The organism is Pectobacterium sp. S5 (assembly GCF_051707265.1).
GTDB classification, from domain to species: domain Bacteria; phylum Pseudomonadota; class Gammaproteobacteria; order Enterobacterales; family Enterobacteriaceae; genus Pectobacterium; species Pectobacterium polare.
Genome location: NZ_JAULSZ010000004.1, coordinates 176,847 through 192,646, shown reverse-complemented (window position 1 = coordinate 192,646; position 15,800 = coordinate 176,847). Strand labels below are relative to the sequence as shown.

19 protein-coding genes are annotated in these 15,800 nt (G+C 37.9%); 9 read left to right on the top strand and 10 right to left on the bottom strand.

Annotated features, from left to right (window positions below; genetic code table 11):
- Window positions 1–4: 4 nt before the first annotated feature.
- The 5 genes from QWJ20_RS15625 to QWJ20_RS15605 form a co-directional block, all read right to left on the bottom strand.
- Window positions 5–808, bottom strand: coding sequence for a hypothetical protein (locus QWJ20_RS15625; protein ID WP_433992941.1), 804 nt, complete (start codon window positions 806–808; stop codon window positions 5–7).
- Between the two features lie 318 nt (window positions 809–1,126).
- Window positions 1,127–2,506, bottom strand: coding sequence for a relaxase/mobilization nuclease domain-containing protein (locus QWJ20_RS15620; protein WP_433992940.1), 1,380 nt, complete (start codon window positions 2,504–2,506; stop codon window positions 1,127–1,129).
- Entirely contained in the window at window positions 2,475–2,852 is a 378-nt protein-coding gene (locus QWJ20_RS15615) for a hypothetical protein (protein ID WP_433992939.1), read from the bottom strand. Before QWJ20_RS15615 ends, QWJ20_RS15620 begins: the two co-directional genes overlap by 32 nt.
- Before the next feature lie 198 nt (window positions 2,853–3,050).
- Window positions 3,051–4,412 carry a PIN domain-containing protein gene (locus tag QWJ20_RS15610; RefSeq protein ID WP_433992938.1) on the bottom strand — a complete coding sequence of 454 codons (1,362 nt, stop codon included), beginning with the start codon at window positions 4,410–4,412 and terminating at the stop codon, window positions 3,051–3,053.
- 255 nt (window positions 4,413–4,667) lie between these two features.
- Entirely contained in the window at window positions 4,668–5,138 is a 471-nt protein-coding gene (locus tag QWJ20_RS15605; RefSeq protein ID WP_433992937.1) for a hypothetical protein, read from the bottom strand.
- Window positions 5,139–5,202: 64 nt separating this feature from the next.
- On the opposite strand from QWJ20_RS15605, the gene QWJ20_RS15600 reads away from it, so the two are divergent.
- From QWJ20_RS15600 to QWJ20_RS15570, 7 genes are all read left to right on the top strand, one after another.
- On the top strand, window positions 5,203–5,397 hold the full coding sequence (locus QWJ20_RS15600) for a hypothetical protein (protein WP_433992936.1): 195 nt from the start codon (window positions 5,203–5,205) through the stop codon (window positions 5,395–5,397).
- A gap of 18 nt (window positions 5,398–5,415) precedes the next feature.
- Window positions 5,416–5,829 (top strand): type II toxin-antitoxin system YafO family toxin, encoded by a 414-nt coding sequence (locus tag QWJ20_RS15595; protein WP_433992935.1) that lies wholly within the window; start codon window positions 5,416–5,418, stop codon window positions 5,827–5,829.
- A 508-nt stretch (window positions 5,830–6,337) separates the two neighbouring features.
- Complete coding sequence (gene hxsD, locus QWJ20_RS15590) at window positions 6,338–6,613, top strand: His-Xaa-Ser system protein HxsD (protein ID WP_433992934.1); 276 nt, start codon at window positions 6,338–6,340, stop codon at window positions 6,611–6,613.
- Window positions 6,610–8,004 (top strand): His-Xaa-Ser system radical SAM maturase HxsB, encoded by a 1,395-nt coding sequence (gene hxsB, locus QWJ20_RS15585; RefSeq protein WP_433992933.1) that lies wholly within the window; start codon window positions 6,610–6,612, stop codon window positions 8,002–8,004. The genes hxsD and hxsB overlap by 4 nt, the downstream gene beginning before the upstream one ends.
- Window positions 7,997–9,109, top strand: a complete 1,113-nt coding sequence (gene hxsC, locus QWJ20_RS15580) for a His-Xaa-Ser system radical SAM maturase HxsC (RefSeq protein WP_433992932.1) — start codon at window positions 7,997–7,999, stop codon at window positions 9,107–9,109. The genes hxsB and hxsC overlap by 8 nt, the downstream gene beginning before the upstream one ends.
- A complete protein-coding gene (gene hxsA, locus QWJ20_RS15575) occupies window positions 9,106–9,762 on the top strand; it encodes a His-Xaa-Ser repeat protein HxsA (protein ID WP_433992931.1) in 657 nt (218 codons plus the stop codon). The genes hxsC and hxsA overlap by 4 nt, the downstream gene beginning before the upstream one ends.
- A gap of 47 nt (window positions 9,763–9,809) precedes the next feature.
- Complete coding sequence (locus QWJ20_RS15570; protein WP_433992930.1) at window positions 9,810–10,091, top strand: hypothetical protein; 282 nt, start codon at window positions 9,810–9,812, stop codon at window positions 10,089–10,091.
- A 181-nt stretch (window positions 10,092–10,272) separates the two neighbouring features.
- Here the strand turns inward: QWJ20_RS15570 and QWJ20_RS15565 are convergent, their stop codons facing one another.
- The 5 genes from QWJ20_RS15565 to QWJ20_RS15545 form a co-directional block, all read right to left on the bottom strand.
- Window positions 10,273–11,070: an aKG-HExxH-type peptide beta-hydroxylase gene (locus tag QWJ20_RS15565; RefSeq protein ID WP_119888057.1), complete on the bottom strand. Its 798-nt coding sequence runs from the start codon at window positions 11,068–11,070 to the stop codon at window positions 10,273–10,275.
- Window positions 11,060–11,647, bottom strand: a complete 588-nt coding sequence (gene yhhC / locus QWJ20_RS15560; RefSeq protein WP_119888056.1) for a cyclophane-containing peptide 2OG-Fe(II) oxygenase YhhC — start codon at window positions 11,645–11,647, stop codon at window positions 11,060–11,062. The genes QWJ20_RS15565 and yhhC overlap by 11 nt, the downstream gene beginning before the upstream one ends.
- Window position 11,648: 1 nt before the next feature.
- Complete coding sequence (yhhB, locus tag QWJ20_RS15555; RefSeq protein WP_433992929.1) at window positions 11,649–12,776, bottom strand: cyclophane-forming radical SAM/SPASM peptide maturase YhhB; 1,128 nt, start codon at window positions 12,774–12,776, stop codon at window positions 11,649–11,651.
- 4 nt (window positions 12,777–12,780) lie between these two features.
- Window positions 12,781–12,939 carry a YhhA family cyclophane-containing RiPP gene (yhhA, locus tag QWJ20_RS15550; RefSeq protein WP_433992928.1) on the bottom strand — a complete coding sequence of 53 codons (159 nt, stop codon included), beginning with the start codon at window positions 12,937–12,939 and terminating at the stop codon, window positions 12,781–12,783.
- A gap of 716 nt (window positions 12,940–13,655) precedes the next feature.
- Window positions 13,656–13,835 (bottom strand): hypothetical protein, encoded by a 180-nt coding sequence (locus QWJ20_RS15545; RefSeq protein WP_273854968.1) that lies wholly within the window; start codon window positions 13,833–13,835, stop codon window positions 13,656–13,658.
- A 239-nt stretch (window positions 13,836–14,074) separates the two neighbouring features.
- Between QWJ20_RS15545 and QWJ20_RS15540 the strand changes: the two genes are divergently transcribed.
- Both QWJ20_RS15540 and QWJ20_RS15535 read left to right on the top strand, forming a co-directional pair.
- A complete protein-coding gene (locus QWJ20_RS15540; protein WP_433992927.1) occupies window positions 14,075–14,269 on the top strand; it encodes a toxin-antitoxin system HicB family antitoxin in 195 nt (64 codons plus the stop codon).
- 64 nt (window positions 14,270–14,333) lie between these two features.
- Window positions 14,334–15,722 (top strand): hypothetical protein, encoded by a 1,389-nt coding sequence (locus QWJ20_RS15535; protein WP_433992926.1) that lies wholly within the window; start codon window positions 14,334–14,336, stop codon window positions 15,720–15,722.
- Window positions 15,723–15,800 lie beyond the last annotated feature (78 nt).

Below are 15,800 nucleotides of genomic sequence, written 5' to 3'. Positions count from 1 at the left end.
TTAATTAATTTTTTAATTTGAATGAACTAACAAGATGACTGAACGCGAGCTCAAATTTGTCAATTCTGGCATTCAACCACCTTATCAAGATATGACAGCCTAGCGTTGCTAATAAATAGGTGTGCCATAATTCGATATTGTCAAAATCGAATACGAAAATGAGAATTGAAACGGTAGCAATAATGTTAAGGATGATAAAAGTAGCAGGGAAAAAACTAGGGATAGACATAGCAGAACTATAGCTTGCAGCAGTAAATTGAAATCCTGGACCCAGAAGCAGCGTAATTGTACTTGGCCCAAATACAACAAAACATCTTCTGGGGAGGTTAATTTGTCGCTCTTTGGTGGTTGTATTAACAATCAGTGCATCGTGAAATGATGTATAGGCATTATGTTCATGGTAGCAATGAAATGCGTATTTTTTAATACGGTGTGAGCTTCGGAAAGGTAAACCATGCGCAGAGATTTGTGTTTCTGCTCCGTCATCTGTTTTTACCCAGATAGTGTCATTGTTCGGGTTGTAGCTGATGACCGTGCCTGAGAATGTTTCCTCAAAGGTGTATACCTGGCCGCAAAACTCAAATTTTTCGGTAGTGATTTTAGCGTCCCATTGCTGACGCCGCCAGTCGTTGCTATCAGCCTCTTCTTTCCGGTTCTTCCTGTAAGCGAAAAGAGCCCAGATAAGCAGGGGAGCACTGACGGGTAGCCAGAGCCACCACAGCCGGATAGCACCTGTCATAGAAACCCATTCAATAATCACAGGAAGCAATACGCCGATCCAGAAACGTCTCATGAGTAAAAGGCTCATACAAATTCCTCAATAGCTGAAAGTGAAAGTCATATTCGATGTATGAAGAAATGAGGGATTACGCATGAGATGAGGTTTGTCATTTTGAAACCTTTTCGTTAGCTGAATAAGTAAATAGACCAGTTAAATCAGTCTATTATGAGATATCGCAAAGCTACATTTTGAACAGTTGTGATTAAACAAAGCAAATCGCTTATAACGATCGATGGTTTACTTGTGATAGTTAAAAACTATCATAAATAAAATATAGATCGTTTATACCGATCGTTAATCTTGTCTTTTTTGTATGAAGAAGGACTTGCAGAAGCCTTGCCTGTCCTACATTTGGAATGATGATGGGTGTGATTTTTGGGGCGTTTGAATGGTGGTTTTTGGTGTGGTCGTAATTTCTATCATCTTCACGCCAGTAATGGTGTTGTGTTTACCTGGACGTTTGAGGGTTGGGATTTTGAGTTTTTTTAACATGCCAATGATGATGTTGAGGTAGGGGATGGTTTCTAACCATCTGAAGCCTGTTAGCACCATAGATATCGGTTTTCTGCGGTGAGTTTCTTTTACCGCTTCGGTTGCATATGTTTCTTTACTACCGGCATCAACTTCTTTTACCGCTTCGGTTGCATGCGCTTCTTTACCATCAGCATCAGAGAGAAGCGCTTTGGGAGAATCGATAGCGTATTCGCCCTGACCAGCTTCGTTATCGAAGATAAGCGCTTCGATGGAAGTGTTAACGTCTTCTTTGATGATTTCAGGGGTATCCGTTGCTATGGCACTAACGGGCGCTTCACTAACAGATGCTTCACTGACTGAGGGCATTTTCAATCCAAACAGGAAAGCATTGTCGCGTTCCGGTTGGTAATTGAGTCTGTGCTGCAAGACAGACCAGGAATAGCCTTTGCCTAATTGCGAAGCTTTGAAAGCAATCCCGCTGTATTCGAATGAGAAGCCGTTCATCTTTCCCGTGGAAGCGATATTGGGAAGCGCTTTGATATTGTGGGCAGCAAGCTGTTTCACAAACTCAGTAATGGAGGGTTTATCAGGAAGCAACGCTTCAAGTGCTTCCTGGATGAGTGTTTTTGGTGATGGCTCTCCTTTATACTTCTCCATCATCGCTTCGTTACGCGACAGCCTTTTAGGTTTCGGTATTGCGCCCATAGGCTTTTGTGTCGGGGATTTTCTAGACTGCGAAGGAGGGAAGGGCGAAGCTGGGGATAGTGATGCTACCAATTCCGGCCCTTTGGTTCTTGTCAGTGAATAGTCGCGTTCGAGCTGCTGGATGATGCGGGTGCTGATGAGGTTTTCATTTTTACCTAAGTAAAGTTTTCCATTAACGAGATCGATACGACTGGCAATAATGTGAATGTGCTGGCCGTCAACATCATCATGTAACACATAGCATCTCAGGTGCGTTTCAGAGAAGCCCATTCGGGACATGTAATCATCAGCGATTTTTGACCACTCCGAATTCGTTAACGCTTCGTTCTTCGGTAATCGAAGCGAATTATGCCATACGGGTTTGGCCACATCCGGGCGAAGCGTTTTTGTGGTAGTAAATTCAGCGATCAGATCACCGGATATATCCCCCATCATGTTTCCACCAATGACATAAGGTGTGCATTGATGATGAGAGCCTGGTCTTAATGCGTAGAGAACGACACCAGCGAAGTTTTTACCCCGCCTGATCTTCTGCATTCCCTTCATGGGAAGCACTCCACATATTATCTGTGATCAAATTTGTGCGAAGCTCTGAGATCTGACGCTTCACGGCAAAGAGTTCAGTTTGTGAGAGTGGGCTGTCATTACCCTTGTTATCCAGATGGGCGACCAGCCTGTTCAGCTTCTGTGAAACCTCACCAAGGGTTTTCCATGCTTCGAGATTAATCGGGGGAATAACGGGGGGAAGGTTATGCAGAAATGCCATACGCAGCCATTCGCCTTTGCGATGACGGCCTCGTTTTTCATTCAGAAGCGACAACTCTTCATCATTAAGCCTAACACTGACGCAATGGCAGCGAAGGATATTATTAAAAGTATTACCAGTGCTCATATGAACTCCTTTTCATATAATCTTAAATAAAAGCATATTCCGTATGCTTATACTTACTTATATGACAGAAGCCAACAATGTCAATCCGTATGGTATTGATTTTTATTTTAATTTTTTTCAACCGAAGGGCGAAAAAACAAGGGAGAACTCGAAGAAGCAGCGTAGCGCTTCGTAGAGTTAGCCCTTGCTCATTATTAGTTATGGGGCAGTTATTTCATCACCATATGGGTAAATTACATATATATATTGGACTAGATCTTGATCATCATTACGGGAATCATCTTTAATATTTATAATTCTTATTGCTAAGACATCACCTTGCATATTTCTAAATAGTACCACTTCTCCTTTATGGATAGTGTATCCTCTTGAGCTACTATCATAGTTTTCAAATTCTAAAACATCACCCCTATTGGAGTTTTTAACTCTCGCTATTTGATACGAATCACCATCTTTATATACGTGTATAGTAGTATCACTTGCTTTACTGAATTTCACATTGAATGCTATTTTCCCATTACTCATTTCGATTGTTCCATTATGAGTCGAATAATCGAAAGAATCAATTTCGGATATGAGGTAATATGTTTCTTCTAAATTATTACTGAGTTTTTTTATAGCATTTTTAGGTAAGTAATGGTTATTAAAGATAGACTCCGCATTTTCAACTTTATCAACTATTTCTGTTGAGAACTTATATACAGAAAGCAAACCAGCCAAATTCATTAATCCTATTGACTTACCAGTTGTTCTTCTAAACTCATCGTTTAATTCTGAACGAACTGATATTGGTTCGTTATTTGATAATGTAAACCAATCACTCTTCTTTTCACCTGTTATAAAAATGATGTCTTTCTGCTGTTCTTTTCCTAATTGCAGTATTGATTTCCATATTAGAAAATCACCAACACCTGTATCATCTTTTTCTGAGTCCTTATATCCTGGAGGGATTCTCATTTTTTTCCTATATCCCCATTCAGTGAGTAATACCTCTTCACTGTCAGATACTGAAATTACATTTTTAGAATCAAAAACTTTATCATAAATAGTTGTTATTGGATCTTCCCCTTTCCAGGATTTAACTTCATCCACCATCTTATTATGCTTTTTTTTATAATTTACTATCAATTCATTTATTTTTGTGGATAAATTTTCTAATTCTTCAAATTGGCTTGTTTCTTGGAATATTTTAGATAACGATTCTAATTGTTTTATTCTACTATTATCGTCGGACAATGCTTTCACAATATCAGATATTTTGTTATCTCTGTTTTTTATAAATTCTCTTGCTACCCTGTCTGAAATAAATAGCTTTCCTTCACTTTTTAGTTCTACATAAAGTTTTTGAATTTCTTTAATGTCTTGTTTTCCAAGTTGCTTGGCTACATAAGGAAGCAAAAGAACATTTGTATCTAAAAAAATGAGGGTATTTTTCTCTGACGCATTAACATCTTTATAGATTGTAAAGATATTCGATACTTCGGGGAAACGTCTTTCTAAAGAAAAAACATTATCTAATTCCATCTTGTTTTGTTTTTTGTCTTGACTTTTATTTTCCATTTATTCCCTCTGTATCGAAAATTTTGGTGTGGAAATTTTATATATAGATATACACATAATGTCAATTTAAATGATAGTTTTGGCTACTACTATTGGGACGCTGTAGTGCAAACGGCATTAATTCGATACTAAACTACTTATTTGATGTAAGTCATTTAATGTATAAATCTTTGCTGGTATGTCATTATATTCGATAAAATAAAAAACGGATTTTCTGTAATCCGGTGTTTTGGATTTTAAAATGATATCTAATAATTACTTTAATTCAACAGAATTGTGTTCAGGAGGATATCCTAACAATACTTTTTTAGCTAATTCAAATTTAAAGCCATTGGATAATAGGGTTTTTAGTAACTGAGGTTCATTAAAGGAAATCTTAGTTATTAAAACTTCTTTGAAATTAAATCTGTGCTTGTACTTCATGATGAAGTCAGGATAGTAACTGAACAAACTGTCAGAAAGAATACTTCCATCATCATTACTTTTTAAATTATAATCTGTTGCTGGATGATTAAGTATTACATCAAGAATATCTTCATTATGATAATAAAATGCAATGCTTCTGCCAGTATTGTCTCTATGATTAATATCTGCACCGTGATTGAGCATTTCATTGAATATAGCTATATCCTGACAATAAAACAACGGTGTTTTTCCATAAATGTCGAGTTCATTAATATCGAGACCAAATTCTACTAATGTTTTTAAAAATAATTGACAATTCATGCTTGGTTATGCATAATATTGTAGGGAGAATTTTAAATTCTTAGCTTTTGAGGGGATTGTAATTATGATTAAGTATATGCATTTTATGCCAACAGAAGATATGGCTTCTAAACATTATAAAAGAAGGTCAGATCTACAACCATCTGTAATTGAACAGAAAAGTCGTATTACTGATGATGATCTTGAAGCGGCAAAAATCCGAAGCGAAGCTGTGCTTGAATATTTTATTAAAACTGGGAAATTGCCAATAACAAGATAAAAATTAAGGTTCACTAAATTGAGCAAAGTTTATGTTAGCGATTTATTTAAAACAATCCAAAATTGGGAATATTATTATTTAGATTTTTATGATTATAAAATTAATCATAAAAAGATAGATAGATTCGGTAGGGATATTAATTTAAAAGCTTCATATCTATTTCATATTCATTTAGCAACCAATGATCAAATCAAAGCAAAATGGGAAAGTAGATCAAGTTATGACAGAACTACTGCTTTGAAAGATCCTAATTCTGATTACTGGTTAATTTATGCCCATGATGAAGTCAATAATGATTATTTGTTGTTATTCGTAGTTGGACCAAACGCTCATGATGAGAATAGATGGAATTCATTTTTCAATACCCTATCAACTGATATAGCTGCACCTTGGATTGACGGAAAAGTAACTTATACCGAAGAAAATTTCTGAAATTAAAGATATCTTCTCATTTTATAAATGTATGCCACCAATAAGCTAGAACCTACTTAGCAAACACTTTGTTCCTCTATTTCAATAGATTAACCATTGAAAGATGATACTGCTGCATCATTGGCGTATTAGATAAATTCTCAACATGAAAATCTTGATGCCGCCAGTCCCGTCTTTCCCAGAGGATGAACGTCAAAATCTCTTTAACCTGTGGCTATTTGGTTTCGAGCACGGCGTAAATTGAGGCACAGAACTGATCAATGACCTATCCACCTGTATGTAACATGTCATCAACTGGATACGAGTTAAATCAAAATAAACTAAGTTGATATTATTATCTTGCTATCATTTTTTTGGCTAAAATTATTGGATTAATTATTTTTTAGCTCTCAGGTGGATCTTTTTCAATAGTAGAGCTATATCGTATAAGCAGTATTTTAAAAATCATTAGCATAAAAATATTTTACATCTGTAATTTTTTAATTGTTACTAATTAGACAGGACAGCAATGTTTATAAAAACTATAGAAAAAACAAACCATTCTGAATGGGTGGTGAGAAATAGTTTGTATTGGATGTCTGCTTATACAAGATGGCAACTGGGAGCAGATGACAACAACTGGATCGTCTCTTTTGATTCCTTTGACGATACCATCAAATTTGAATTTGAACGCCTCCTGAATGATTACAAGCTTCGTGAAGCCCACCAAAGCCATACCGGACATATCAGGGCTTCAATCATCTCCACTGTGCTGAGAAGCATTGATGCGAGGCTGAATGAATGAAGCCAATGCCATTTAACTTTGACAGGTTGAATGATGGCAGGGTGTTCATCAGCAATCTGGCTGGCTTTCATCACTTCATCTCTAACGATGAATTAGAAAGCCTTTCCTGCAATAAATGGTCGCCGGAGTTCCGGTCTAGTGACATTCTGGAAAGTAAGCTTTTCATTGCCGACGATTCTTCCGAAGACCTGGCTTCTGCTTCACTCAGTTCAGGATTTGCTAAACGGCTGATGAACGATCTGGCTGTCAGACCGGTTTTCATGATTGTGCCAACATTGCGGTGCGATCATACCTGCAAGTATTGTCAGGTCAGCCGGGCGGCAATCGGTGCTGAAGGTTACGATCTTGATCCGCTTCTTATCCCTGACATCGTTCAGACCATTAAAAAACTGTCTTCCCCTCCCTATAAAATAGAAGTGCAGGGCGGGGAGCCTTTACTCCGGTTTGATCTGATCCAGGAAATATATGCTGAGTGTGAGAGAACGCTGGGGCAGCAATGCTTTGAAATGGTGATTGCCACAACGCTCTCACTGCTTGAATCGTCCATGATGGACTGGGTTAAAGATCGCAATATCACGTTCTCCGTTTCTCTGGACGGTGGTGAGGATATCCATAATAAAAACCGTCTCCTTGCCGAAGGTAAATCCTATTCAAAAGCCGTTGCGGGGATGCTGGCGGTTCGGGAGCAGCTTGGCGCAGGTCGCGTGGCGACAGTCACGACCGTTACCAAGGCACTGATCCAACATCCGGGTTCAATCATTGATGCCCATCTGGGATTAGGTTTGACTGATATCTTTGTCAGACCTGTTAGCCCCTACGGATTTGCCCATAAAGAAAGTTTTACTTTCTCTATGCAGGAATATTTCGACTTCTACGCCACGTTGATTGAAGAGATCCTGTGGCACAACCAGAAAGGCACTGCCGTTGTTGAACACTCAGCCGCGATACATTTAAAACGGATTTTTAATCCTGGTTTTAGTGGCTATGCCGATCTGAAATCTCCCAGCGGCGTCGTATTGAACTGTATTCTCTTTAACTATGATGGCCGTGTTTATGGCAGCGACGAAAGCAGAATGCTTCAGAAAGTGAATGCAGATGCTGATTTTAGTGCCGGGGCTGTTTCAGGATTGTCTTTTTCTCAAAGCCCTTACTATCAGTCAGTCCTGAGTTCATCGTTCAATTTTGCTCTACCGGGTTGTGATACCTGTGCTTACCAGCCATTTTGCGGCGCTGACCCTTGCCAGAATATTAGTGTTCAGGGAGAGCCGGTAGGCGACAGAAGCCGCTCCATCTTCTGCCAATATCATAAGGGAATGTTCCGGTTCCTGATGAATGCCATTGCTCAGGATGGGCCTACCGCAACGATGCTAAAAAGGTGGGCTTATGTCTGAGGTGCTAAGAAACGATATTTTCCGTTTTACGGCAAAAAACACGGTTGAAATGGGTTTCTATCGGCTGTGCAAAAACAAGCCCGTTGACCCACAATTTTTTCTGCCAAATTTACTGATCCAACCTTCTTTTGATGATGGTGTGGTTGCACCTTATTATGCTGGCTCTATTGTCAGTAATCAGCTATACGAGTCCGTAGAAGATGGCGATATTGGCGTTGTGAATAATGGCAATATGCTCAGAGTGACTTTGTCTCGCAGAGCGAATCATAATACTGTCCTTGTGACGGAAAGATGTAATAACCGATGCCTGTTTTGTTCTCAACCACCCAAAACGCCCAATGATGACTGGCTTCTTACACAGTCTGCCCTTGCGATTGCGGCATTTAACTTTAATGGGCTTGTCGGGGTCAGTGGTGGTGAGCCTCTGCTGTATGGCGAAGAATTTCTCTCATTTCTTGATTTCGTTATCGATAATGCTCCTGATACCTCCCTGCATGTATTAACCAATGGCCGACAGTTTGCTGATGCACGCTTTGCCGAAAAGGTGAGGGAACGAAGCAAAAGAATGAATATCACCTTTGGGATTCCGCTTTATTCTTCACGACAACAAATTCATGATCATCTTGTGGGGAGTGATGGTGCTTTCAGGGACACCGTTAAGGGTTTAATTAACGCTGGAAATTCAGGTATCAGCATTGAATTAAGGATCATCCCAACAAAGGTGAATTATCACGATCTTGCTGACGTTGTGGAATATATTGGCAGGGTTTTTTCTAACATCAGCCAGATCTCCATTATGGGGCTGGAATCTATTGGCTGGGCAAGAAAAAACTGGGATGAGATTTTTGTCAGCCACGATTCGTATGCTACCTCTCTGTCTTTGGCTACCGATACAGCCAACAGAGCAGGGATCCCATTGGTGATATTTAATTACCCACTGTGTCACCTGCCTGAGTCTTTATGGGATTATTCAACGCAATCTATTTCTGACTGGAAAAACTACTATCCAGAAGCGTGTGATTCATGCAGTAAAAAATCATCCTGTGCAGGTTATTTCTCCTCATCAAAAGGCCGTTTTCATCAAATGCCGAGACCAATACTATGAAAAGATTAAAGTTAGCCGCTTTATTACCTGGGTTTTTAGCACTCAATAACTCTGTATGGGCCAGTGATGCAGCGATGAATATTGAAGAGTTTGGCTACTCTCCGTTAAATGATCACGACCTTGTGCTTGCACCGCTCAATACCGAAGTGCCTTTTTATATTGCCGGTCACCGAAGCCACAGCTCTCATCGTAGCCACAGTTCGCACAGCTCTCACCGTTCTTCATCAGGTGGTGGATATTATGGCGGTAGTGCTACGCCATATTACCCCCGCAGCAGTGGTTCATCTTCCGGGAGTCGCAGCTCAGGCGTGACGTCATCACCATCTTCGCCAGCGGCATCTTCACCTTCAACGAGAGCGCTTCGCCCTGAAACCGGAAATTCTGTAAGCTCTTCAAGATCTGGAACGAGCCAAAATACCAATACCTCCATGAATGGTGTCTCTTCCGATCAGGAAAAGAGACGCAGGCTTATCATGCGTGTGCAATTTGCCTTGTTTGATAAAGGCTATTATGAGGGCATCATTGATGGCGTCATGGGACCAGGAACCCGATCAGCTATAAGAACATATCGGATTAATAAAGGTCTTCCTTTACCAGCCACTGAAACGTTAGATACCCAGTTGCTGAATTCATTGGGGGTTTTGGCTCGGTGAAATATATTTACTACTTTCGTCAATTAAATAATGTAATGAGGTGAGAAATGGCTCTTTTATCACAATCAGATTTAAAGTATAAATATAGTTGGACAGCATTAGGTAATGATGATCCGAAAAAGACAGGAAAGCCAGATAGCACATTGCTTAACCGACATGAAGGGTATGAAGTCCTTCCATTTATCAATAGATTCGCTGAGAAACACTCTTTAAAAAATAAGGCGATTGGTCTTAAAGTAGAAAAGATGATCAGAGAAAATCTACCAGGTGATGTCCGTAGCCATAAAAATGTAATTGCTTGGTTAGAGAATAACTGGAATAGCTATTGATTTTCAGATGACAGCTATGTTTATAGCTGTCATCTAATTTAGATGCTGCTTTATCGATTGTTGTTAATTATTTTTATAAAAATAAAGTTTATGCCGAGCATACCGACTACTACTGCTCTATAAGATAGCGATCCTATAAAGAATGAAAATATTGTCGGTTAAATTAAATATGTTATCTCGGCTATAAATCAGAAAAACAGAGTGTTGCGAGTCTACTGCCTTCCTTTGTTAAGGCCTTGCTTGTAAATATATGTTCAGATTTTTCTAATTCGTTCGTTATAGAAATTATTCTTCTTTCTATGAAATTACTATTTTTCACAGATGAGTTGTTCATTGTAATCCAGTATTTTCTGATGTTTGAGAAAACATAAATGGCATGAAGTAGGCCTCTTTCATTTCTACCTTCACCTTTCCACGGAGAATAAAAGTGGTTAGATAAATACTCTTCGTGAAACAATGGAATGTGTTTTTCAATACAAGTTAGTTGAAGATGTAAAGTTTCGTGAATAACACTTTCTGTGAATCTTTCTAAACGATCCGCTTCTTGAATCGATGGTATAGAGCAAAAAATATCAAAAGGGATATCTGGGTCACTGAAACTAACGTCATTATTTGGTGCTGATAAAATTGGATGAAATACCAAGGCAAATGACGAAATGGAGCTTTGTAAGTTTCTGACGCATGTAAGGCTTTCATACATCTGCAATGCTAAATCATTGAATGAGCTATACTGGAAATTCTCTTCCTCTACAAAAGATATACCCATCGATTCCCATGCTATTTTTTCTGATTCAGACAGGAATTTTGGATGTATATAATCTATGCCCGGTTTTTTTAAAATAAAGTCTTTTTCTGAATTATTTTGGAGTTGGGTCGTATTTTTTATAGTATATCCGGCATGGTCCTCACATAAGGATAAAAAAATAGGATCGTTATATCCCCATGATAATGGTTTGCATATGAATTTATTAATGTCCATGTTTTTTCCTGTAAAAAGAATATAAGATACTATATCTTTCCATATCATATACTTTGCTAACAGCATGATGTGAATTTATGGAGATTTCGAATCCTTGGACATTTCCATGTAAGGGAGGAATTATAGCATGTAACGACTCGGGGTTGTCCTCAGAAAAAACCATAAAATATCCACCATTATTTTCGTTCCACTCCTTATTAAAATGAAAAAGAATCCTGTGACTCTCTTGTCCTTCTATATAATCATTGTGGATTTTAATTTTATCACCTGATATAAGTTTGTGAGCAACAATATCAACTTTGTTTGACAAACATACAGTGAAGTTTTTTTCGAGAAAGGATTTTAGTTCATTAATAAAAATATCGCTTTTAATAAAACTGATTTTTTCTGGTAGTTCGGCATCATAAAAACTAAATTCATATTGGTCATAAAATGACTGATTAACTCTTTTCCAGGGGGCATTGGTTTCAAGCCAACCTAAAATATCATCCGATATCTCTGATGGTAACCCTGAAGAGCAAGAGAAATATTTATATGGAGAGGTATTTATTTCTTTTTCCCATGCTGTTGTAATCATTTTATTGCTCACTTATTAGACTGTTATCAATTAAGTATTTTTTTATTTCATTTATAACAACTTTATGATCTTCACAATATACGGAGGGATTATTAAATCCATTTTCCTTACTCCATCTATACAGCGGCATCCCCCCGCCACAAACATGAATGTGTTCACAGGATTTGCAAGTCTCGGATATCGGCATGGATGTTTTTGTGTATTTTTTAAACTCATCAGTGTTGATCACGTCTGAAATAGACGAATTATAAATATTCGGGCGATTGATAAAATAATCTACTCCTTCGAAAGAGGCTCTCAAAGTGTCATTTTTTCTAATTTCTCCATCAGATTCAATCACAAGAATTCCAAAATAATTTTCTCCTTTTCCCTCTTTACTTGGCGTGCCACCAAGTAAAATTTTAATAATGTCATCCAGGATTTTTATTGGTACAGGTGAGGGATCATTAATATAAAGTAAAAAAATAGAGTGTAACCAGTTTCCATATTCAGTTGAGACAAAGCCTCTTTTCCCGACAGGAAGTTTATCGTGGTTTCCATCCTGAAAAAGAAAATCCATACTTGGTGTATTTAATTTTTTTAAATAGTTATAAGTATCCTGTGGATTTATATTGGGGTGTACGACGGATAAAGTTCCTGCAAACAAGAACTTACTATTAGGATGCGAACTTAGTTTTTTTATACCAGCAACAACTTCATTGAAGCTACTTTTCCCGCTCCTAGTAAACCGAGCAATATCATTCGCTTTTCTTGAACCATCTATACTTACAGAGATGCTTACTTGATTCTCTTCACATAGTTCAAGAATTTTATCACTAATTAAAGCTCCATTAGTTTGTATACTTATGGGGTATTTTTCAGGAATTAAATAATTTCTTAGTCCTGTAAGTAGGGAGACGAGACGTTTGTATCCAAGTAAAAGTGGTTCCCCACCATGTAGAACTATGGCAAAACCAGCACTTTGATAAGTGCTGTATTCAGACAGTCTTTCTATTATTTTTTTGATCGTTGTATCTGACATATGATACGGCTGTTCCTTCCAGCTCGTATCTGCCCCCCGATACACATAGCAGTAGGTGCAATCCAGGTTGCACCTACTTGCTGTTTTTAACAGAACTGTGTCTAACATTTGACTAACGGTTGTGGCGGTTGTGAACACGATCATAACGGCTGTTTGCCATTATATCTTTCTCGTGTCTAACCTCCTCCATTAGACGTGCTAGAACTGCATTATTTTTTATAGTAATGGCTTTGTTTTCAATAGATTTTTTTGCTGTGCTTTCAGATTTCATCTTATTGCTCCAACCAGATATGTAACAGAATCCTACATCAAATCTATCTGATTGTAAATTTGTTGTTATCTTTTTGTTTTTTTAGATGATTTTAATTGTTGGTTTTTACAACGTATTGTTTTTTAATGAATTTAAAGTGCCTATTTTATAGCATACGTATATATGTTTGACTCAAATAGTTTTTTCATAATATAATTTTATATAGAGTAGGTATGCCATATATGATAAATATCATAAGGCAGTAATGCCAATACATACCTTTCTTTGTCTACCGTTCCACTTCAGATAACTCGTGTTTACCACGCGATAAACTTCTCGTCTTTTGTGGATGATGTAGTTCTATGCCAACTAACGTTATGGTCTTCACTCGTGCTATGTGCTCAGGACAGATATATTTCTGGTTCTGTGCTTGTGTGGCAAAGTGTCCTTGTTGCCCCCTAGTCACCGATCCCGCACTGATTATGGGATTCAGATTGATATCGACTTCATCCTGATGAGCCATGAGATGTTCTACCAACTCCTGAGTTAGCGTTAGCGCAGATTTGCGCCAGACAATACCATACTGTTTCAGGTAACAGTGCAAGGTGCTGGGCTGAAACTCCACATTCAAAACTCGGATTGAATTCACTTAAAGTGATCTATTAAGGGGGGATCTGACTGGCAGAGTATGCCTGTATGCCAGATCCGATTACGGAAGGAATGGTAATTATTTCACATTACTGGTTTTGAACGACTTCTTCCGCATGAAAATCCTGATACAACCAGTCGAGTCTTTCCCAAAGAATGAACGTCAGAATTTCTTTCACCTGTGGCTGCTTGGTCTCGATCACGGCGTAGATCAACGCTCTGCACTGGTCGATGATTTCTTCTTGTTCTAACGGAGTGTTATCGAACATGACGCACCTCCGTAGCTTGCCAGAACAGATTAAAATAACGTTTACTGGATTGCTTAAAGTGCTGATCTTCCAATAGGGAATTGCTAGACTTGCTGATAGCCATGTCGTTAGTCCTATAACGTTGTGGTCAGCCCCTGTCTGGTAGTCGCATACCTTTCAGGGGCGAAACTGGTGATGAGTGTGAGACTTGTGATAGGGTACGTACCTATAAAATCAAGCATAGTTAAAAAGGTACGTACATGTCAATGATAAAGCGCGATACGAAAAAATCTTCATCAGTGGGGAAATCACCCACTTTTCAGATTCGGATCTCGCCTGAGTTACGTGAACAGCTTGATGAAGTCGTAGCAAAAGAAGGTGTCAGCCTCGGCAACTGGTTTAAAGAGCTTGCCCGTCAGGAGTTGAGAAAGCAGGGGATTGAGCCGAAAGGGTAAGCTATAGTTTTTATATAAAAACCAAATAATCATTTTATGTTTACTATGAATGGAGAAGATAATCGTGCATGAGAAGTTGATACAGCTTCAAGAAAAGCTTGAAGGCTTGCATACAGCATTAGAAGAGTTGACATTTCCTTTCGACAATTTAATTGATAATGGCGATTATAAGTTCCCCTTCCTCAATTCAAGCGACATCGTTTATTTCCCTAAAGAGCTATCAGATAAAATCTCTCGATTTAAAAAATATTTTCCGTCCGAAGAGGATATAGCATCGATTGAATATTTCATTTTAGCGATAGATAATTCTAAAAAAAACATTCCTCATCTAATAAGCAGTAATGTAAATGTTTCTGCTCCAGCTATTTATTCTTTCTTTCTGTCTATGCTGGTTGTTAGTAATGGTATCAATGATCTTTTTTCTTTTGAAGTGTTAGCTAATAAAGATTTGCTACCAAAAAAAATAATAAGTAGATTAGAACTTTACAATTCAAAGCTAAATGAAATTCAAGAAAAATCAGGAAGTATAGACGAAAAAATAGATACCATTAACGAAGCGTATGATGCAGCAGAAGGACTCCCTACAACCTTAAAGAATTTAAGGGATATAAAAGAAGAAATTGATAAACTAAAAATATCCTCAGAGGAAAATTTCTCTCTTACTACACAAGCCCACGATAATTCAGATAAACTTCACAAAGAAATAGAGAATTTTTATTCTGAAATAAAGATCTTGAAATCAAATGTTGAAAACGAAGCTAAAGAATATATGGATGGTCTTAAGAGTGAGGCTGAAGTATATATAGATAAATGTGAGGAAGCATTCAGGACTACGACCTCGAAAGGACTTGCAGGGGCTTTTGAAGATAAAGCAATTAAATTGAATGTGAGTATTCGATATTGGGTCGGTGGGTTAATTTGTGCTTTGATTTTAGGTGCCATCGTTGGATATTTCAGATTGCAGGCATTAGAAAGTTATTTATCATCATCAGATACATCTATATTTAAGATGATAATACAAATATTTCTCTCTGCATTTAGTGTTGGTGCACCGTTATGGTTTGCCTGGTTGGCAACAAAGCAAATAGGGCAGAGATTTAAGCTTGCCGAAGACTATGAGTTTAAAGCATCAGTTTCTAAAGCTTATGAAGGGTATAGGAGAGAAGCTATTCAGTTAGATGATGGTTTTACCCAAAGGTTATTTGGTAATGCGTTGACCAGATTAGAAGAACCACCTTTACGATTTGTTGAAGAAGCCTCCCACTCATCTCCTATGATGGAAATTGTTTCTTCTGAAAAATTTAAGGATTTTATTAGTTCTGGAGGGGAGAGAGTCGATGGGGTTTTACAAAAATTAGGTTTGCAGCGAAAAAAACAAGATGACGCAAAGGACAAAAAACCTAAGATAGACTCTAATGATGAAATAGCTATAGCCGGTGGCGGGGAAAAGTAAAAGTAAGGGAGGGTAAAACCAGCCTCCCTAATTTTTTTAATTATAGCTAAGAGTTTTTTTCTGAGGATTTAATTTTAT